This window comes from Vibrio sp. 10N.286.49.E11 (assembly GCF_041469505.1).
GTDB lineage: Bacteria > Pseudomonadota > Gammaproteobacteria > Enterobacterales > Vibrionaceae > Vibrio > Vibrio crassostreae_C.
The window spans coordinates 42,374-63,653 of the sequence record NZ_JBFRKQ010000002.1; the positions used below are offsets into that span (position 1 = coordinate 42,374).

Sequence of the window (21,280 nt, forward strand, 5' to 3'; positions counted from 1 at the left end):
CGATGTGTTATGTGCTAAATGCTATGTAGCTGAGAATAATCAACTAGGAAGATGTCATTTAGATGAGGTTCGGTATCTAAGCAGATGTTGAAATGAAGATTCGGCTTACTGTAATAGGTAAGCCGAATTGAAGAAATTAAACGCAGTCGATGATGATAGACTAATTATAGGCTATTAAGCGTGATCTTGACCTGACACCTTGGCAAGCGCTTCTGGGTATCCACGTTCTTGTGTCAAATCTATCGCTCTGTTTTCAATATCATTTAGATTAAGTGACATTGTCACTGAGTGTGTGTCTTCAATAGATGCCGCCTCTGATACATCAAACCATTGCTCAGCGACCTTTTGTGCCGCTTCTAATGTTGAAGAAGCTTTTACTACTTCAAGTCGAGCATAGCGATCTCCACAGAATGAAACGTCTGAAGCTCTTAAGCTTGGATCGGTTCCCGGAATCTGTTGTGCACCAAACAAAGGTTTACCACCGACCAATGCAGAACTGAAACTTGGGATGAACTGAGACATATGCGTTATTGCCGCGCGAGTTCTTAATTCAAGCTGCTCTTCACTCCAACCCGATACGATTTTCTTAAGCAGCTTCGAAGGCAACTGTGGCTGTGACGAGTCTGTTGACGATGAAACAAGCCCACCCTCGAACAGAGTAATCCCTTCTGTCATACCGTGAAGTTGGAACACACCATCAGCATATGGCGTCAATTGCGCCATGCCTTGCGGTGTGCCTCTCGGGCCATGGAAGATAACCTCTGGCCATTCTTCCTTACATTCTTGCGAATATGGCCACTCGGTAACGTACGCAGCTTTAAATTCAACAAGTCTTTGCTGCTTAGAGCCAACAAAGTCGTCCACAATACCCGTTTCAAACCCACTCGCATTAATCAAGTAATCGGTCGTTAGTTGGCAGCTTTGGTTTTCGGCATCGGTATAAGTCAAAGACCAGCCTTGGCCTGTCGACTCAACAGATTGTAATCGGCTGTTGGTGAACACAGTACAGTTAGCTTGTTGCCCTAAAGACAATTGAGCGGTCGCAGATAAGCGGAATACACTCCAACCGTACTCTTGAACCATCGCAACAGGATACTTAAGAGTCTCTAAATCCGTATGCTTGGCGAAAGGAATACACCAATCATCAAGCGATGTTGGTTTCAGAGGCTGCGTTTTTGCAGAAAGTGCTAATAAATCTTCTTTGCTGTACAGCTTATAATACTCTTCCGGGTCACCAAGCACTTGGTTGCTTTTATCTTGTTTAACAAGATCGGCATAAGCGCTTTTGATTATCTTGAGACGAGGAAGCAGATCCAACGGCTCTCCACCATCACTGTGCGGAACGGCGATGATTGTCGGACGAATATTGATCGTATGAGGGAATAAGCGGACGGTATCAATTGACTGTGTGAGCAATTGAAGACACTGCTCTACAGAAATATCTCGATACAAATTGCCGCCAGCGTGCAGGTGGCAAATTGGTGGACCATTAACCAAACTCGGCCCTTTTTCTAAGATAGTGACCTTAAAACCCAACTCACTAAAGTGAATCGCGCTCGTTGTTCCGGCAATACCACCACCAACAATGGCAATAGAAGGTTGATTTGTATCCGTTTTGTTGTGGTTCATCGTGTTCTGTAGAATAAGATTAACTGCCTCTATTCTACTTTTGTTCTGCGATGAATTAAAACACATTTTTATCAAGGTCTTAGATAGGCGGGATTTAATATCTATGTAAAAAACATAAATAATCTCTTGACTCAATAACTCCAGATAGGGTTTTAAAGGTTATTCTAACAGTCAAATTTGTCCTAAGTGACGCCACATAAAGGCTGCCTCAGTACTCTTAAAACATAGCGGTTAACTTATCCCTAAAGTTATCCACCGTTTTTGTGGATAACTGTTGATAACGTTCTTGCTAAGTTGCGCAAACCCTTTGTTTACAGGGACTAACCGCTGTTCATTAAATCGGCATTATTGGGTAATTAGTTTTAAAAAATGCTAAAAACAGTGGAATCTAAGGTGCGATATTTTTTACTTATGCTACCGGTTGGTTAAATAAAAAACGGTCTAAAGCGACGTATTATAAATAGTGCATGACTAAGTATAAATAATCTCACTTTTAGACCGTTTTAAGCGCTTGGCTAGATCTCGCTAACGACTAGCCAAAATCCTTGTTTACTGGTGCCAACAAACGTTTGATTAAGCTATTCACTACCGCGGCTAATGTGATGAACGTTAGCACCGGTAGCGCTATCCACAACATCGGGTGAAGTGAAGGTTGTAACTCAAAACCAAAGTTCATCACTCCTGCCACGCTGAGCTCAGAACCAAGGGCTGCAATTGAGCCTGCGACTAACGCCATTAAACCGTACTCACACCAAATAGTATTGAGAATTCGCTTCTTACTCGCGCCTAATGTTCGATACAAGCGTATCTCTTGTTGTCTTTGAGATAAGCTCAATCGCAATAGAGTGAAGATAAGCAACAGCCCCGCCACCACACCTAACGCCGCAAGTACGGTAATCGACCAAACAATCTGCTTAAGCAACTCTTGGATCTTGCTACCCATCTTACGAATATCCATCAAACTCACGGTTGGATGATTTCGAGAGAGTTCGTTGAGCATCTGATTGTGTTGTTCTTCTAATCTGAAGCTCACTAGCCAAGTAGAAGGGATTGAACTCAAGACATCTGGAGTAAAAATGAAGTAGAAGTTCGGCTTCATTTCTCGCCACTCGACTTTGCGGATGCTATTCACCTTGGCAGAAACATTCTGGCTGTTGATTGTGAATGACAGCTCATCGCCAATCTTTAGATCCAGTTGCTCCGCGACATCCGATTCCACAGATACGCCATGCTCTTGTGTCCAGCTGCCTTCTAATACTTCATTGTACTTAGGTAAGCTATCTCCCCAAGTGAAGTTGATCTCACGGCTTAGTGCGTCTGTTTCTCCAGAGGTATCACTGTATTCCGATGCTTCGACACCGTTTATCGTCGTCAGTCGTCCTCGGATAATTGGAAACGCTTGAGTACGCTCTACTTCGTTTGCATCAATCGTCTCGAGATAACTGTCTTTTTCATAGCTTGCAATGTTAAGTGCAAACGCATTCGGTGCGTTCTCGGGTAAGGTTTGTTGCCAATCTGACAGTAAATCACTTCTTACCAACCAGATGATAGACAGCAACATCAGTGAAAGCGCTAAAGAGCCAAATTGAATCCCAGTTGCTAAAGGTGTGCGATTAATTCGACTCAATGCCAAACGCATCGATGTCGATGTCGGCAACTTACTAACTAAACGCAGAACAAGCGTACTGACGACCGCAAGCACTAAGAACAGGCAAGCGATACCCGCTAAAACTATCCATACCAATAGATTGTCGCCATACATCAGCATCATTGGAATAATCGGTACCAGTAACAACAAATATTTCTTGTAGCTTTCATTGGACTGGTGACTTGATTGGATAACGCTGATTGCCGAGGTGTTGACCAAGCCAATTAACGGGATACCAAGAGCAGGAACACCAATTAAGATGCTTGATAAAATCGCCAAGATTGCAGGTTCAATACCATAGCTAGGAAGTGGCGTTGGTAATAAGTCGCCCAGAGGTATACGAAGCAAAAACTCCAAGCCGATACCGATGGTTATTCCCAGTACTGCACCGATAACCACTAACAAAGATACCTGTACAGACAACCATTTAACGATCCACTGCTTGCTTGCACCTAAACTCTTAAGCATCGCGATGGTTTTACGACGACTCGCAACATAATGTTGGCAAGTGAGTACCAAAGTGGTCGCAGCCATGATCACTACGATAGCTACCGTTAGTGATAAGTATTGAGTGGTGCTTTCGAACATGTCGTTGGTACGACTGGCTGAGTCTTGTGTACGCCAGCGGTCACTTGGTGTCAGTTCGATACTGTCTTGTGCGGCTTTGAGTTTCGATTCATCACCATTTAAAAACAATCTAAAGCTAACGCGACTGCCCGGTTGAATCGCTCCCGTGGCATCGATATCACTTGTATGAATCAGCACAGCTGGCATTTGTTGGAATGGGTTAAAGCTTAAGCCTGGTTCTTGAGTGATTCGTCCAGTTATCGCTAAATCGGCATCACCAATAGTGACATTGTCACCAATTTCAACCTCTAACTGTGCAAATATACGCTCGTCTAGCCAAAGTTCACCCGGCTCAACATGGTTACTTGATGCTTTATCAGCGCCCTCTAAGATCATTTCACCGCGTAATGGGTAATTACTTTCAACTGCTTTTACCGTCACTAACTGCATTGAGTTATCACTGAATGCCATGGTTGAAAAACGAGTCAACTGAGATCTTTCTAATTGTTCAACTTGAGTGAGGTCTAACAAGGATTGCGGAATTGGGTTTGCTGAGATAAACACGCTATCAGCAGTAAGCGCATCTTTGCCCTGTTTAACAATTACCTGCTCCATACGTTCGGCCAACGCCGACAATGCAAATACACAAGCAATAATAAGCGTTAAAGCGATTGAAACTGGCCACAACTGGCCGTGTCGAATCTCTTCGATACTCCATGAAAACAGGCGTTTATTCAGTCCGTTTGATGAATTCAATTTAGACTTCCTCTATCTGACCGACATGCATCTTGAGTGTTCTTTGGCAACGTTGTGCAAGCTTAGGATCGTGTGTCACCAAAACTAAAGTTGTGCCGTGGGATGAGTTCAATTCAAACAACAACTCAACAATTTTGGCTGCCGTTTGTTGGTCTAGGTTGCCTGTGGGTTCATCGGCAAAAAGAATTTTTGGCTTAATCATAAATGCGCGCGCCAACGCGACCCTTTGTTGTTCACCACCAGATAGCTGCGACGGTAAGTGATCAAGCCTGTCTTTCAAGCCTACTGATTCAAGCAGAGCAGTCGCGCGTTCGATGTCTTCGTCTTCTCCCTTTAACAAACAAGGTAACGTGACATTTTGTAGCGCTGAAAGACTTGGAATTAACAAGAAGCTTTGAAATACAAACCCTACCGATTCACTGCGGATCTTCGCTCTTGCCTCGTCATCAAGCTGTGAAAGTGGCTGTCCTAATAAACTGATTTCGCCTTTCGTTGGTACATCAAGACCAGCAAGCAGCGTCATTAAGGTCGATTTACCCGCGCCAGACGTGCCGACAATCGCGACAGTTTCGCCTTCACGAATATCGATATCGACGTGCTCTAGGATTGTTAAATGTTCTTGATTAGTAGACACTGTCTTCGAAACAGCTTCTGCTTTAATGATGGATGTATGCATGACTCGACTAATTTCCTTTTTATTCTTTATTTTATTTTCAACCGCTTCTTTGGCTCAAGATACCCGCTTAGATTCTAAGTTACTGGTCCTTGGTGATAGCCTGAGTGCTGGTTACAACATGGACATCAAACAGAGTTGGCCAAGCCTGTTACCAGACGCGTTAGCAAAGCATGACAAAACGGTAACCGTGGTTAACGGGAGTATTTCTGGTGATACAACGGGCAATGGTTTAGCCCGCCTACCACAATTGCTTGAAGAACATGCTCCAGACACCGTTCTTATCGAACTTGGTGCGAATGATGGACTTCGTGGTTTCCCACCTAAGCTGATGTCTGCAAATCTTGAGCAGATCATTGAGCAGATAAAAGCTGCGGGCGCCAAACCTATAATGATGCAGATTAAAATCCCACCAAATTACGGAAAGCGTTACAACCAGCAGTTTGAATACGTTTTTGCAGCGCTTGCTGATCAACAAAACGTGCCACTTTTGCCGTTTTTCCTAGAGCATATCATCCTCAAACCTGAGTGGATGATGAACGATGGACTGCATCCAAAACCAGAAGCTCAACCTTGGATTGCTGAATTCGTCGCCGAAGAATTATATCAGTATCTTTAAGTTTTAATGGTCTAGCTCAATAAATTTTACACAGCTTTACGTTAGCCTGAGTGCATATCACCGTTAACTGTAAGGTTATTTATGCTGATCGAACCTGTTATCAAGGGTGTGGTAGCCAAAAGCGCTCACCCTCTTGGCTGTCAAGAAGCCGTAAAGCAACAAATCAAGTTTGTTAAGAGTGCGCCGCAAATCAAAGATGGCCCTAAACGAGTACTGATTATCGGCGCTTCCTCAGGCTTTGGCCTTGCCGCTCGTATTGCCCTTACCTTTGGCGGCGCAAAAGCTGACACTATCGGCGTCTCATTCGAGCGCGGTCCAAACGAAAAATCCCTAGGTAGTGCTGGTTGGTACAACAACATCTACTTCAAAAAAGAAGCCGAACGAGAGCAACGCACTGCTATCAACATCGTTGGCGACGCATTTTCGCAAGAAACACGCTCACAAGTTGTCGAAGCCATTGAAACCTACTTCGAAGGTGAAGTGGATCTGATTATCTATAGCTTAGCTGCAGGCGTTCGTCCTAAACCAGATTCCGATGAGTTTTGGCGCTCTGCCATCAAACCTATTGGTGAAAGCGTAACTGGCGCAACCATTTCTCTGGAACACGACAACTGGGTCACCAACACGCTTGAAGCCGCGACGGAAGAAGAAGCCGAAAGCACACTCAAAGTGATGGGAGGCGAAGATTGGGAACAATGGATAGATGAGCTCATCAACGCAGAATCTATTGCTCCGGGTTGTAAGACAATCGCGTTTTCTTATGTGGGTCCAGAAGTCACACATCCTATCTATTTAGACGGTACATTGGGACGCGCTAAGATCGACCTTCACCAAACCAGCCACGCTCTTAATCTAGAGTTAGCTAACTTTGATGGCAACGCTTACGCGGCGGTATGTAAAGCCCTAGTCACTAAAGCGAGCGTTTTCATCCCTGGATTAAGCCCTTACTTACTTGCTTTGTATAAGGTGATGAAAGAGAAAGAGACCCACGAAGGTTGTATCCAACAAATGCAGCGTCTGTTTGGCAGTAAACTTTATGGTCAATCCAAAGTACCACTTGATGGTGAGCGATTGATCCGTATGGATGATTGGGAATTAGACCCAGAAACCCAAGCGCACGTAACTGAACTACTAGAAAAGATGGATGAAAACAACTTCCAAACTTTAGGTGATTACCAAGGGTTTAAAGAGGAATTTCTGCAATTAAATGGGTTTGCTCAACCCTCGGTAGATTATAGCCAAAAACTTAATACAGAAGATTTTATAAAGTTAAAGCCTTAAACGAAAATTATCTCATTACTGAGACCCGGATTCACATTTGAAAACCTCTGCATAATTGCGGAGGTTTTTTCGTGCAACATTTCTTATACTTATTAAACGTAAGGTTCATAGTTTTCTTTGGTTCATCATAATTAACACAGGATGTGTTGATGCATTTAGCATAATTGACTCGGAGTCATATGAAGAAGATAAAAACAGTAGACTTAGATATCCCAGACGATATGGTGTCTGGTTGGCAAAATATTGTCGACCTCTTGGCTCAAATCACTCAAGTGCCCGCCGCACTGATCATGCGTGTTCACGCCAATTATATTGAAGTATTCTCGACCAGCCGAAATGAAAATAACCCATACAACAAAGGCGATTCTGAAACGTTGGGGAACGGGCTGTACTGCGAAACCGTGATGGAAACTCAACGACAGCTTCTTGTGCCTAACGCGCTTGCCGATCCTAAGTGGGAAAACAACCCAGACATCAAACTCGGTTTAGTCTCCTATTGTGGTATTCCATTACTCTGGCCTAACGGTGAACTGTTCGGCACCATTTGTATCTTGGACTCGAAAGAGAACCACTACACCTCTACTTATATCAAACTGTTAGAGAGCTTTCGTACTTCGATTGAATCTCAGCTTAAAACCCTGTTCCGGCACGCCAAGCTAACCCAAATGAATCGCGACCTAAAAAACCGCGTTTACAATCGCACTAAAGATCTCGCGAGCCTTAATTACTCATTGAATCAAGAAATTGATAAGCGAAAAGCGGCTGAACAGAAGATTAACTTCCAAAAGAATCATGACCTCGGCACGGGATTTTTAAACCGAAGTGCCTTTGAATCTCGCTTAAATCACAAGCTGATCGCACAACGAAGGCTGACTGAAGGTTCGTTTGCCGTTATTCATATTGGATTTACCAATGGCAGAAGAATACAAGCACGTTACGGCTACAGCGCGCTAGACCAAGTGCTTGTAGAATATCGACAACGTATCGACAGCATTACTGACATCGAGGTATTAACGGCACGCCCTACTTCTGTCGACCTTGTTCTGGCATTCAGTGTGAAAGATCTCCACCATCGCCTCGAAGAGCTCAGTCAAACGTTAGTGCAAGTTGGGCATTCCGAGTTTGATATTGAAAGTGATAAAGTTCATTTGCATGCCTATATTGGGATTGCGATTACGGACAGTGAAGATGATGCAGAGAGCATTCTTCAAAAATCATCAGAAGCTATGCTCGCCTGTAAAGATTCTGGACAAAAATACGCTTACTACTCTCAATCTCATACAGAAGAGCAAAGCCACATCAATAAGATTGAAGGGTATCTGCTACAGGCCGTTCGTAATGATGACTTGATGCTCTACTTCCAACCTAAAGTGAGCCCTGTGACTCATCGCTGGGTTGGCGCGGAAGCACTTCTCCGTTGGCGACATCCTGTGTTAGGTGATATTTCCAATGAAACCCTGATACATATGGCCGAACAAAACGGCTTGATTTTCGAAGTGGGTAGCTTTGTCTTGCGTAATGCGATTGAAAAAGCCAAAGAGTGGTCTGAATACGTTGAAGACTTCAAAATGGCGGTCAATGTTTCTGCTGTGCAACTCAAAAACGCGCATTTTGCAGAACAAGTGATTCACCTATTGGAAACCTATCACCTCGATCCCCGCTTCTTAGAGCTTGAAGTCACCGAAAGCGGCTTAATCGCAGATGAAGTGGTAGCCAAGGCCACGTTGGAAACTTTGCATGACATTGGCGTTACATTGTCACTCGATGACTTCGGGACTGGCTACGCCTCTTTCAGTTACCTGAAGAAATTCCCATTCGACACGATTAAGATTGATAAGAGTTTTATTGATCAAATGCTCAACTCAGACGGAGACTCGGAAATTGTTCGTTCGATTGTCCAAATCGCGAAAAAACTCGACCTCGAAGTCACGATTGAAGGCATAGAATCAGAAGCTCAGGAGAAGTTTATTATCGATGAAGGCTGCGATGTTGGCCAAGGTTACCTCTATGGTAGACCGATGCCGAGCCAAGAATTCGAACACAGCTTAATCAATCAAAACTATTTGGGGACAACTCGTTACGCTTAAAGCGAAAAAGAGCAGTTAGTTTTGGATTTAGGCCTACTTTCTCTTTACTCTAAAGGTGGTGATTTTTATAATCGCCGCCTTTCTGTTTTTATCTTTCCCCTTATATAGGCATTCCTCGTTATGGATCAGTTGACTGCAAAGCTTAAAAAGCTCGAAAAACAAAACTACCGTGCATATCAACAAATTAAAGGTCAATACGACTTTGCTGATTTTGAATTACACATCGACCACATCCAAGGCGACCCGTACGCGTCAGCTTCTCGTTTTCGCGCAACACGCGCGTGGTCGTTAACTGGGTTAGATTGGCTGAAAGAAAAGTCTTACGAATACCAAGTTGCTGCTCGTGACTTTATTGCGCGCAGCTTTTCTGAATTCGCTAAGCAAGAATCGACTGTTTCAATCGCTCTTACTGGCCAAACGGTTTTAGACAGCACATCGGTTGTGTTCACTGAGCACGGTATCGAACTTCGTTTCCGTATCAACCTACCAGCTGATGGCCGTAGCATCCTTGCTAAGAAAGCAATCAACATCATCACTTTCTATTTACCGAAGTTTATTCGTCGTGCAACGCTTGAACGCGAACTGAACATCGATGCAATGATCAAACATTGTGAAACGATTGAAGACCAAGAAGCGCTTCGTGCTCAATTGGAAGAAAACAACCTAGCCGCTTTCGTTGCAAACGGCAGTGTGTTACCTCGTATCGCGGGTAACTGCGACCTTCCAATGAAAGACGCGGTACCTTTCGCGGCTCCAGAATCATTGAGTGTTACGTTAAATACTCCAAACCAAGGTGACGTGACCGGCCTAGGCATTCCAAAAGGCATTACGCTGATCGTTGGTGGTGGTTTCCATGGTAAATCGACACTGTTGAACGCCGTTGAACGTTCTATCTACAACCATATTCCTGGTGACGGTCGCGAAGGCATTGTAACTGCGATTGATACGATGAAGATCCGCGCTGAAGATGGTCGATGTGTGCACAGCTTGAACCTGTCAAACTACATCAACCATTTACCAATGCAGAAAGACACATCTGACTTCAGCACACAAGATGCGTCAGGTTCTACGTCTCAAGCGGCTTGGTTACAAGAATCGATTGAAGCCGGCGTTCAAACTCTACTTATCGATGAAGATACGTCAGCGACTAACTTCATGATTCGTGACGAGCGTATGCAAGCGCTAGTGTCAAAAGGCGATGAGCCAATCACACCACTTGTCGACCGCATTGGTCAGCTTCGTGAAGAGATGGATATCTCTACCATTGTTGTAATGGGTGGCTCTGGTGATTACCTAGATGTCGCGAACACTGTGATTCAAATGCACGACTACCAAGCGGTAGATGTGACTGAAAAAGCAAAAGACGTGATTGCTCAGCACCCTACTCAGCGTACTAACGAATGTGAAACTGCTTTAGAAACGTTTGTACCACGTTCATTGAACCGTGCTTCACTGATGAACATTCTGACTGACGGTAAATTCCGTGTTAATGCTAAAGGCAAAGAGTCACTGCGTTTTGGTAAAGAGTTTGCAGACCTTTCTGCGCTTGAGCAATTAGAATCACCGTCTGAAGTGAATGCGATCGGTTGGGCTTGGTTCCAATTCGCACAAACTCCAGGTTGGTCAAACAACCCTGCTAAAGAGTTTAACGCTATTTTAGAAAACGAATGGCACGCTAACATGCCTAACTACGGTGACCTAGCGAAACCAAGAACGTTAGATGTGATGGCTGCTCTGAACCGTATGCGTAAATCTCAGTTCAAGCCTTCGAACTGATTTCGTTAAATATCGGATTTATTGTGCTTCTAGGTTTTTGAAGTTTTAATCTTCTAATTTACTAAAGCTTCTAAGCCACTAAATAAGCAAATTAACCTTCTACGGCTCTCATTCTGAGGGCCGTAAATTTATCTAACCTCTTTTGACCTAACCTCTAGTGTCGTCAAAACTCTTGAACTTTATAAATTCATAAAACCAATCTTTACATCAATTACTTATCATCTTTTGTAATGAGAAAATTAAAGGCACTGTTTACCGCCATCTAATGCTGTCGATCCTTCAAAACATGACACAGCTTTTACAAAACCCTAGTGATATTCAGATAAAGTCCCGACTCGACAAGTGTAACCAAATGTAACAGACCCTTGAGGCTTCAATGAATCATAAACGCGTTAAGATGCGTGACCATAAAATCGAAGTGAACCTATTCAAAAACCGCGTAATCGTCGCGTTTTGTGGGATCTTGATGTTCACTCTTGTCTTAGTCGGCAATCTATACCGACTTCAAGTTGAAAATTTTAAAAGCTATCAAACTCGTGCCGATGGCAACAGAATCAAAGTATTACCTATCGCCCCTACTCGAGGACTTATTTACGACCGTAACGGCGTGTTGCTTGCAGAGAACAAGCTTGTCTTTGATCTAACCATGATTCCTGAGCAAACCGATGATGTCGATGCAATGCTCACCAAGCTAGACAAATATGTCCCCCGTGATGCAGAGCAGATCGCTCGTTTCAAAAAACGCTATCACAACACCCGCCGTTTTAAATCTGTGACTATTCTAGAGAACTTAACGGAGGAAGAGATCGCCAAGTTCTCCGTGCACCAGTACCAGTTCCCCGGCTTATCTATCGATACCAGCTTAAAGCGTTTTTACCCGAATGGTGAGGTGCTTACCCATGTTCTTGGTTACGTGGCGCACATCAATGATAGCGATCTCAGAAAGCTTGAAGAACAAGGGATAGAAGCGAATTATCAAGCTACAACAATCATAGGAAAACTGGGTGTTGAACGTTATTACGAAGATATTCTGCACGGCACCAAAGGTTATCAAGAAGTCGAAGTAAACAGCCGTGGGCGAATAGTCCGAACCATTGAGTACGTGCCGCCAGTAGCTGGTAAAGATATCGTGTTAAATATTGACCTTGAGCTGCAAAAATACGTCTTTGAGCAACTTGATCACCGAACTGGAAGCGCGGTTATTCTCGATCCGAAAGACAACAGCGTGTTGGCGATGGCATCAAGCCCGAGTTACGACCCTAACCTATTTGTCGACGGCATTTCGAGTAAGAACTACCAACGTTTATTGAATGATCCGGCTCACCCGTTGGTTAACCGCACCACTCTAGGCGTTTATCCTCCTGCCTCAACCGTTAAACCATTTATGGCTGTGGCAGGACTGCAAGAACATGTCATCTCTGAAGATACCATCCGTAACGACCATGGCGTTTGGAGAATTCCTGGCTCTAAACGAAACTCTAAATCGTGGCGTGACTGGAAACGTTGGGGTCACGGACCTGTCGATGTCACTCAAGCCATTGAAGAGTCGGTAGATTCATTCTTCTATCAAACCGCTTTCGATTTGGGTATTGACCGAATTTCAAGTTGGATGAACCGATTTGGATTTGGTGAACCGACAGGCATTGATATCTATGAAGAAAGTACCGCCAACATGCCGACTCGAGAATGGAAGATGATGCGTTATCGCACCCCTTGGTATCAGGGTGACACAGTTCCGATTGGTATTGGCCAAGGTTATTGGACATCGACACCTATGCAACTTGCTAAAGCAACATCAGTATTAGTTAATCATGGTAAGGTGATGCCCCCTCATATCTTAAGAGCCACCTTAGATCATGGTGAAGATTTCAGTACACAACAACTTGTCGAACCGGAGCCAATGCCCTCAATCACCGAAGTGCCGGATAGAATTTGGGATGTACCAATCAACGCGATGCGACTCGTGAACCACGGAAGTAGAGGCAGCGGCAGACGTGCATTTAAGGGAACTGACTATACGAGCGGCGGAAAATCAGGAACTGCACAAGTCTTTGATCTTGCGAAAGATCAGGTCTACAACTCGAAGAAACTCGCTAGGCATTTACTTGACCACGCGCTTTACACGGCTTTCGCACCGTATGAACACCCTGAATATGTCGCAACTGTGGTCATTGAACACGGTAACGGCGGTTCAAAAGTCGGTGCGCCTTATATCCGTAAAGTACTCGACTATGCCTTTGAACATAAAAGTGGCGAGAGCAAAGATCACTCCTAACACCAATAACTTAAGTCGCTACAGCACATAACGTAGTTACCCAAAACATAACGTAATAACGACAAAGCCCCACTTGTGTCACTCACAATGTGGGGCTTTCTGTTTTAGGGTTCTAAGCAATTAGACAGCTAAAAATGCCTGTCGATTATGAGCTTCTTAATACATGCCATGCTTCACAGAGCGTCTGAAATTTTGCGGTGTTGCCTTCGTCTCTGTCCGGATGCCATCTCAATGCCAGTTGTCGCCAACGTTTTCTAATTTCATGGTGTGTCGCGTCTAAAGGTAACTCAAACAGGTTCAATGCTCGACTTCGATCCATATCGAGTTCATCACCACCCACATACTTTCTATACCGAGTCCAAAATTCGTTCAACAGCCTTTTGACTTCACCTTCATCCGCTTCATAGTTAACCCAATTAATGTAGTATTCTCGAAGTGGGTCTTGATGATCGATGCTGTGACTGCTTCCGTGATAACGACCATTCATCAATTCGATGTCCATCGCTTGGACTTGGAGCCAACCATCTGGGTGTAAGGTTTCTTGAAGCTGATAAAGCGCATTCATGATAAGGAAGTTCTTTTTAAACAACTCTTTCTCAGGCACAGCATCCAACACTGGCACAAACCCAAGATCGTTCAGATGAGCTGCCAATGTGTGTACTTTCCATCCGCTTGGCTTTTGCTTAAGCACTTCCATTATCGGCCAAAGCAATGGGTTTTCCATATGGCAATGAAAGTTTGCTCTCACATCTTGATAATTCGACATAGTTGACTCAGTTAGCTTCTCTGAATTAATGGATTTCTAGAACTGTGGATACTATAAGTAACCTGTTTCGCATCCGTTGCGTATCTTCTTTAATTGAAAGCGATTTTCTAAGATTTGTCGAGCTTAAGGACAAACAACTTTCTAACGTTTGGCTTAAAGGCACCTTTTATCGTCAAAACTGAGTACCATTTCGTTGAATACAACCATTAGGGCGTGTTGACCTTTCGCGGTTAAATTTTGTTCGAGATAAAAGCGTTTTAATCGCGGCGAGGGAGAAGTAGCCTAGTCATTCTAAGCAAATCTCCCTCAACAAAGAGTAAAACGCTTTTTGCGGGGGCGCCCAGCTCGAACCCTTCGGGCAGCGTTTGCTGGTCATTTCTACTACGTTATCGGCTTCTCATGTAGGCTAGCTACACATCGATGCCTCTGCCTTGTATAAATACCCAGCAACTCGCTGCAAAAATCAGCTCGAAAGATCAACACGCCCTAGTAATAAAGCCGCAATTCTTTGGTACGGATACAAAAAAGGTCAGCGACTTAGCTGACCTTTCACATCTATCCCAATTTTAGGGACGAAGCATTGAACTGACTAGATAACGCCAAGCTCTCTTAGACGTTCCATTAGGTATTCGTTTGCTGTGTACTTTTCAGATAGCACTACTTCTGGTTTCGGGTGAAGGAATAGAGGCAAAGAGATACGAGACTTCTCTTGGCGTTCACCTGATGGGTTGATTACACGGTGAGTTGTCGATGGGAAGTAACCACCAGATGCTTCTTGAAGCATGTCACCGATGTTGATGATCATGTTACCGAAGTCACATGGAACATCTAGCCACTCGTCATTTTGAGCTTTAACTTGAAGGCCCGGCTCGCTTGCAGCAGGAAGAACCGTCAGTAAGTTGATGTCTTCGTGTGCCGCAGCGCGGATTGCACCTGGCTCTTCATCACCTTGCATTGGTGGGTAGTGAAGAACACGAAGCAGAGTCTGTTCACTGCCGTTGATCATTTCTGATAACGCTATAGAGAATTTATCTTGTACTTCTTTAGGAGCATGAGCTTCAACCCAACCTAGCAGCTCTTGAGCAAAAGCATTCGCACGTTGGTAGTAATCTAGAATCTGTTCTTTCAGCTGTTCAGGGATTTGGCCCCAAGGGTATACGTGAAAGTACTCTTTGATGTCTTTTACAGTGTGGCCTTTAGCAACTTCAGACACTGAAGGTGGAAAATATCCATCTTGTGTTTCAACATTAAAGTGGAAGTTCTCTTTCTCTTCAGAGATGAAGAATTGGTACCAGTTTTCGTAAATTGACTCAACAAGCTCTTTCGGGATTGGGTGGTTCTTAAGAACACCAAAACCAGTTTCACGTAGAGAGCGAACAAATTGTTCTGCTGCGTCGTCAGCAAGGTAATCGACAGTTTCCAGTTTCATGACTTTCTTTCTTGTTATGTAGTAATAGAGCGATTTTAAGGATCGCTTTGTTGTAAATCAAACTTTTGTGAAACTCTAGCAACCGTTTGTCTAGATACTGGGCGATAACACCACTTTTCAACAAATCTGGTGATTAAGACCCAATTGAACACTGTTCATTATTGTGTGACACTATTAAAAACTTCGACGAGAGATCTTGATATGACAATCACGCCACTTGCTCAAAATCGACCATTGCTGTCATTGACGACGCTGTATCTGACTGTGTTTCTATTTTCAGCGTTCGCTCCCTCTTCAAGAGCGGTGTGGATTGCCGAAATTGTCCCAGCGCTCGCGATATTGGTGGGTATTTGGTGGTTATCAACAAAGCTCACCTTCACTAAGACAGCTTACGTTTTGATGTTTATCTGGCTGATTTTGCATACGATAGGCGCAAAATATACCTTCGCGGAAGTGCCATTTGATTGGTTCAATAACATGATAGGTTCAGAACGGAATAACTTTGACCGTGTCGCGCATTTCTCTATTGGCCTTTATGCTTACCCACTCGCTGAGTACTTGATTCGTAAAAAACTGGCTCAACCGGTGCTGGCATGTTTCTTTGCGCTATTTGCGATTATGAGTGTTGCTGCAGGTTATGAAATTATCGAGTGGTGGTACGCGGAGATCGCAGGTGGTGATGAAGGTATCGCATTCCTTGGTTCACAAGGCGATATTTGGGATGCACAGAAAGATATGCTGTGTGACACCACGGGCGCAATTGTCTCGCTATTACTTCTTAAGCTTCAATGGCGTGTCAGAGCTTACTGAGCTCAATTCTTTACTCTGAGTATCAAAAGCAATGTTGAAATGCCACACACAAACTGCGCTGTGGCATTTTTAGTTTCAGCATTGTTTGCTCGTTTTAATGTGACAGGTTATTTCATCGTTACCTTGCCACCAACAAACTTGTAGGCTGGCGTACCTCGAACCAAAGTGTCTCGCGCAAATTCAATCCCGCATTCAGGGCACACACATGGTTTTTTCGTGAAATCTTCAACGATACGCTCCTTAAAACATTTCACGAGTGCACCTTTGCCACCTTTCCGATACTTAAAAAGCTGCGTTTTACATTTGGCACAGAAAATCTGAACCGTCTTGGTCGGTTGTTTCTTGTTTGGTTTAGCCATAGAAGTTAATGATTGAACTCTTTATTTCTTAAGTTTAGGGGCGACAAGAACCAAGCTTATCCCTAGAAGTATAACGGTTGATGAGACTATAAATTGCATGGTGACAGGTTCAGATAAAAGTAATACACCACCAAGTGTCGCGATAACTGGAACAGAAAGCTGTGCAATAGACGCCACCACGGTATTCAGCTTTTTCACCACGTAATACCACAAACTATAACCCACACCAGAAGCCACAGAGCCCGATATAACCGCGTAAATCAAACCTTGTTCAGTGATAGACACTTGCGTTAACGCATTAGGAATCAAAACTAACAAGCTTAATGCCAAAAGGATAACTAGCGAACTGAATCCAAAGTTAGCGGTGGTCGATTGCAGTGCGTTTGACGATGTCTTTCCTGCCAATGTGTAAATGCCCCACCCAACTCCGGCCAGAGACATCAAGATAATAGAAACTAAATCAGGTGCCTGTGTCGATTCCGTTGGCATTAATAAATAAACAAGCCCTGCTACCGATAACAAACATCCGCCCCATTCAATCAATGACATTCTGTTGCCAGAAAACAAGTGCGCGGCAATCATCGTAAATTGCACCGCGACAAACAACACCAGAGCACCAAGACCTGCGCCAAGCTCTAAGTAAGCAAACGAAAAACCAAACATATACACGAGCAGTGACAATATTGATGTGAGTTGAAACTGTGATTTGAGCTTTGTGTATAGCGATGTGTTACTTGCTAACTCACTTTTAGCTTTAGATTGGGAAGATAAAGCTAATAAAATCAAAAGTGTAAGCGCACCAGATAAGATGCGAACGATCGAAAAGCTCAAAGGATCAATCGTTTGATCCATTAAGGCCCAGCGACACAGAACTGAATTAGCAGCAAATGCCACCAGCGTAATAAATGTAACCATCAGAGTTTGCATCGTTTTTCCTAAATGAGTTGTTTGGTCCTAATTGAGTTTTCTTGGATTTCAATCAACGTCAGGCTTCACCCAAACTTGGCTAAAGTCGAACCAACCTAATGCATTACATTTCGCGTTTTGCAACGTACCACATTGATCTTTATTAACGCCTAACCAGCAATGGAACATTGGAATCAATTGATTGCTTTGGACAAGTTGTTTACCGAGTTGTCTTGCTGGGAATTGCTCGAATTCACCAGAACGCCAACGGTCAATCATGTGACACCATTGGTCGAAGTCTTCTGCCGGGCTAGATTCATCAAGAAAACTGTAGTCCATTAGCCAACCGGCTAAAGCGTCGTCTCTGTTATTAGCGATACCCATAGGGTTAATCCAAACATCAACATCATCGGCGTGCGGAGGATCGGTTTCGTAACCGTAAAGATCAACATCGACGTTGTATTGCTTCAGCACCGTGACAATCGCCTTTGCAAGCGTTGGGAACATTGGGTGTTGGCATTGATACGCTAATCTTATGGTAGGCTTCGAATCTGCTGGTGGACAAACGGGCACTTTTAACTTTATGTCATACCAACCGGGTTTTATCCCATAAGCGTGTAACACGCCCAAATCGATAACAGTCTCTTTTGGAATATGAACAAACAGATCCGCCGCATTCAACGCGTTAGATAAAAACTGTGCCCATGCGGGATCTTGTGCAATACCCTTCTTTCTATTGAGCAGTAAATACGTGCAACCAGGATCGAGTTCTACTTCATCGCTATCGCCACGGTCGGCCATAACAGGCTTAGATAGGCTTGGGTAAACCATTGAAGAATAAGCCTCATCCACCACCCAAACTTCAACGCGATCAATTAACGGTCTGAAACCAAAGTACCCATTGAAAGCGGTTAACACGAGTTGTTTCTCGTCGTTCTTTTCAATGCGATAAGGTCCCGTTCCAATCGGTCGAATATCGTAGTCTTCACCACGTAAAGTGATCGGTAATGTGACTTTAGCGACCGATTCCGTTAGTGCGAGGGGAAAATACTTGTCTGGACGTGTGAGAAAAACATCTACTACACAATTTGCAGGTGAAGAGACATCTTTGATATGCGAAAACATGTTGAGAGGTTCGAGTGCAAGCAGTGTATCCACAACATGATTGGTTAACAGAGGTTCCCCGTTATGGAAACGAACACCGGGTCTCAAGAAGAATCGCCATTGGTAATCGCTGATTTTTTGCCATGAATGAGCAAGATCGGGTTGAAGTTGGTCATTCTCATCTAGACGAGTCAACCCACTGAATACCTGACAAGCGATATGTTGCTCTGAACGACGCATCGATTTGGTTGGGTTAAGCATTGAAAGCGGCCGGTAATAAGGCAAACGAATAACTTGTTCGCCTTCTTGATACTGTACGCCCAAGTAGTTTTGAATAACTTGCGTGAGTTTGGCAGCATTGTGATCAAGCACTGACAGCGCCTGTCCAATTTTTCCTTCCTGCAAGTAGCGTCTTGCTAAGTTCTCGCTGACATCACAACGATTCTGTTTAAAGATAAGTTGAGATAACTTTCCTCGACCTGCTGCAGGTAACCATTCTACCCACCCTTCTTCTTCAAGCTTGTTGAGTACCATTCGGGCATTACGACGGGTACAACAAAGCACATCCGTGATGTCGTCGAGTTGAACATCAGAATCTTTACCATCGAAGTATTCAAACAGGGTTTCAAATTGAACGCGAAGTCTTGGGCTGCTCATAAAGAGGAAAACTTATTCAAAGGACATTGAATTCAGTTTCCCTATTTTATGGCGTAAAATCAATATTACTGACACAATTTTATTGTGAATTATGAGTACGACATCCTAAGATGTTATTCAATCTTAAGGGTTAAGTGCCTTTACCGTAAAGGATTACATTACATCGCAGCCAATTTCATTAGCGATTTCACGGAGCTGCTGTTCATCGTCTAATTTTATCGACCATTTACACTCAGAACCGTTAGCTGAAATAACATTTGCCCCTTTTCCGATCAATTGAATTGCATCAACTTGGGCTTGCAGCGTGACTCTATGCTCCCCATCTAAACGAACAACCAATTCATGTGCGGTTGCGATGACTTTTCCACTTTTAAACGTTATGACCATGGGCTTCTCGGGTTACTTCTTTAAATACTGATTGCTTGTTCTAAGTACTGATTACTTCTTCTAAAGACAAAACCAGCGTACGACTGCCTAGTCTGTTATCGCTTATGTTTCTTAACGGCAATGGTTAAACGGCTGGTACAAACTAAGCGTTGACGATCATCAGTGATATTGATCTGCCATACTTGAGTAGAGACGCCCAAGTGAATAGGCTCAGCAGTACCAATGACATGCCCTTCACGCATTGACCTTACGTGGTTCGCATTGATATCGAGCCCAACGCAATAATAGCCTTCTGGTACGCAGAAGTTTGCAGCCAATGAGCCAAGCGTTTCTGCTAGCACAACCGATGCGCCGCCATGAAGCATACCCAGTGGTTGGTGCGTAAAGTGACAAACCGGCATGGTTGCTACCAAAGAATTGTCATTTACTTCGGTGTAAACAATGTTGAGGTGTTCAATTAAGGTATTTTTTGAGGTCGCGTTGAAGGTATCTAGGTCAACGGGCTTTTTCCAAATACTCATATAGGTTCCTTAATTATTGATCTTGTTATCGCGTGCATAGCTTTTTTCTATATTACCGCTGTTAGTTATCTTACAGCCCTTAGCTATTACGCAAGTTGATGTTAACATGCATAAAAACCGAATACACAGAGGATATTGTATGACGTCATGGATGAAGTTTGCCTCGCTTCTCACACTTGCAGGCCTAACCGCGTGTAGCGCTTCTCCGACAGGCAGAAACCAATTGCTGCTTTTTTCAGATAAAGACATGTCTCAGCTTGGAGCACAGTCTTTTGAACAAATGAAAAAAGAACAACCCATCAGCAAAGATGCCAAAACTAACGCTTATGTACAGTGCGTAGCGAACAGCATCACTCAATATATTCCTAAACAAGGTTTTAGTGAATGGGAAATTGTTGTGTTTGATAGTGACCAAGTGAATGCATTCGCCCTGCCTGGCGGAAAAATCGGTGTATACACGGGCTTACTCAAGGTCGCAGTCAATCAAGACCAACTCGCGACGGTTATCGGTCACGAAGTGGCACACGTTCTTGCAGACCACAGTAATGAGCGCCTGTCTCAGTCTCAAATCGCTAATACTGGCTTGTCTATTACTAACGTCGCGTTAGGCGCATCAGAATACAAACAGTATCAAGGTATGACGATGGCCGCGTTAGGGTTAGGCGTTCAATATGGCGTTATTCTACCGTATGGGCGAACTCAAGAGTCTGAAGCCGATGTTGTTGGTTTAGAGTATATGGCTCAAGCAGGTTTCGATCCAAACCAAAGTGTCAACTTGTGGCAAAACATGGCGAAAGCATCAGGGGGTAATCAACCGCCAGAGTTGCTTTCTACGCACCCTTCCCACAGTACGCGTATTAAAGATCTACAAGCAACGATAAAAACGCTTCCTCAATCAGGTTCACCAAGACCAAATTGCAAAGCGTAATCTAAGTAAGAATCGCCTAGCTGGTGTAAATACAAAATGCCCTATCCATATTGGTTAGGGCATTTTCAGTTTCTTGCTTGCTAACAGTTCAAGTGCACTAAG

The 21,280-nt window shown here is 43.8% G+C and carries 17 protein-coding genes; 7 read left to right on the forward strand and 10 right to left on the reverse strand.

Annotated features, from left to right (window positions below; genetic code table 11):
* Nucleotides 1-174: 174 nt before the first annotated feature.
* The 3 genes from AB4167_RS00445 to AB4167_RS00455 all read right to left on the reverse strand — a co-directional run bounded on the left by AB4167_RS00445 (nt 175) and on the right by AB4167_RS00455 (nt 5,276).
* The gene (locus AB4167_RS00445) at nt 175-1,629 is read right to left on the reverse strand and encodes an FAD-dependent oxidoreductase (RefSeq protein ID WP_136978591.1); all 1,455 of its coding nucleotides are present in this window, start codon (nt 1,627-1,629) and stop codon (nt 175-177) included.
* 532 nt (nt 1,630-2,161) lie between these two features.
* Nucleotides 2,162-4,600 carry an ABC transporter permease gene (locus tag AB4167_RS00450; RefSeq protein WP_136978589.1) on the reverse strand — a complete coding sequence of 813 codons (2,439 nt, stop codon included), beginning with the start codon at nt 4,598-4,600 and terminating at the stop codon, nt 2,162-2,164.
* Between the two features lies 1 nt (nt 4,601).
* Nucleotides 4,602-5,276, reverse strand: coding sequence for an ABC transporter ATP-binding protein (locus tag AB4167_RS00455; protein ID WP_004730959.1), 675 nt, complete (start codon nt 5,274-5,276; stop codon nt 4,602-4,604).
* On the opposite strand from AB4167_RS00455, the gene AB4167_RS00460 reads away from it, so the two are divergent.
* The 5 genes from AB4167_RS00460 to mrdA all read left to right on the forward strand — a co-directional run bounded on the left by AB4167_RS00460 (nt 5,275) and on the right by mrdA (nt 13,311).
* Nucleotides 5,275-5,892: an arylesterase gene (locus AB4167_RS00460; protein WP_017060079.1), complete on the forward strand. Its 618-nt coding sequence runs from the start codon at nt 5,275-5,277 to the stop codon at nt 5,890-5,892. The genes AB4167_RS00455 and AB4167_RS00460 overlap by 2 nt on opposite strands.
* Before the next feature lie 81 nt (nt 5,893-5,973).
* A complete protein-coding gene (fabV, locus tag AB4167_RS00465; RefSeq protein ID WP_017067782.1) occupies nt 5,974-7,173 on the forward strand; it encodes an enoyl-ACP reductase FabV in 1,200 nt (399 codons plus the stop codon).
* Nucleotides 7,174-7,352: 179 nt separating this feature from the next.
* Nucleotides 7,353-9,260: an EAL domain-containing protein gene (locus AB4167_RS00470; protein ID WP_372135963.1), complete on the forward strand. Its 1,908-nt coding sequence runs from the start codon at nt 7,353-7,355 to the stop codon at nt 9,258-9,260.
* Nucleotides 9,261-9,380: 120 nt separating this feature from the next.
* Nucleotides 9,381-11,036, forward strand: a complete 1,656-nt coding sequence (locus tag AB4167_RS00475; protein WP_372135964.1) for a P-loop domain-containing protein — start codon at nt 9,381-9,383, stop codon at nt 11,034-11,036.
* A 376-nt stretch (nt 11,037-11,412) separates the two neighbouring features.
* Nucleotides 11,413-13,311 (forward strand): penicillin-binding protein 2, encoded by a 1,899-nt coding sequence (gene mrdA, locus AB4167_RS00480; RefSeq protein WP_102478747.1) that lies wholly within the window; start codon nt 11,413-11,415, stop codon nt 13,309-13,311.
* 145 nt (nt 13,312-13,456) lie between these two features.
* Here mrdA and AB4167_RS00485 read toward each other — a convergent pair whose 3' ends face one another.
* Complete coding sequence (locus AB4167_RS00485) at nt 13,457-14,077, reverse strand: DNA-J related domain-containing protein (RefSeq protein WP_029235437.1); 621 nt, start codon at nt 14,075-14,077, stop codon at nt 13,457-13,459.
* A 589-nt stretch (nt 14,078-14,666) separates the two neighbouring features.
* Nucleotides 14,667-15,506, reverse strand: a complete 840-nt coding sequence (locus AB4167_RS00490) for an isopenicillin N synthase family oxygenase (RefSeq protein WP_136974601.1) — start codon at nt 15,504-15,506, stop codon at nt 14,667-14,669.
* Nucleotides 15,507-15,707: 201 nt separating this feature from the next.
* Here AB4167_RS00490 and AB4167_RS00495 point away from each other — a divergent pair, with 201 nt between their 5' ends.
* Complete coding sequence (locus AB4167_RS00495) at nt 15,708-16,316, forward strand: DUF2238 domain-containing protein (protein ID WP_065584967.1); 609 nt, start codon at nt 15,708-15,710, stop codon at nt 16,314-16,316.
* Nucleotides 16,317-16,423: 107 nt separating this feature from the next.
* Here the strand turns inward: AB4167_RS00495 and AB4167_RS00500 are convergent, their stop codons facing one another.
* From AB4167_RS00500 to AB4167_RS00520, 5 genes are all read right to left on the reverse strand, one after another.
* On the reverse strand, nt 16,424-16,675 hold the full coding sequence (locus tag AB4167_RS00500; protein ID WP_065584968.1) for a hypothetical protein: 252 nt from the start codon (nt 16,673-16,675) through the stop codon (nt 16,424-16,426).
* 21 nt (nt 16,676-16,696) lie between these two features.
* Nucleotides 16,697-17,602 carry a DMT family transporter gene (locus AB4167_RS00505; RefSeq protein ID WP_017064603.1) on the reverse strand — a complete coding sequence of 302 codons (906 nt, stop codon included), beginning with the start codon at nt 17,600-17,602 and terminating at the stop codon, nt 16,697-16,699.
* 48 nt (nt 17,603-17,650) lie between these two features.
* A complete protein-coding gene (locus AB4167_RS00510) occupies nt 17,651-19,342 on the reverse strand; it encodes an SgrR family transcriptional regulator (protein ID WP_017069657.1) in 1,692 nt (563 codons plus the stop codon).
* Between the two features lie 153 nt (nt 19,343-19,495).
* Nucleotides 19,496-19,729, reverse strand: coding sequence for a DUF3389 domain-containing protein (locus AB4167_RS00515; RefSeq protein WP_017064605.1), 234 nt, complete (start codon nt 19,727-19,729; stop codon nt 19,496-19,498).
* 95 nt (nt 19,730-19,824) lie between these two features.
* Nucleotides 19,825-20,250, reverse strand: a complete 426-nt coding sequence (locus tag AB4167_RS00520) for a hotdog fold thioesterase (RefSeq protein ID WP_017060067.1) — start codon at nt 20,248-20,250, stop codon at nt 19,825-19,827.
* 139 nt (nt 20,251-20,389) lie between these two features.
* Between AB4167_RS00520 and AB4167_RS00525 the strand changes: the two genes are divergently transcribed.
* A complete protein-coding gene (locus AB4167_RS00525) occupies nt 20,390-21,178 on the forward strand; it encodes a M48 family metallopeptidase (protein ID WP_372103722.1) in 789 nt (262 codons plus the stop codon).
* The last annotated feature ends 102 nt before the right edge of the window (nt 21,179-21,280 follow it).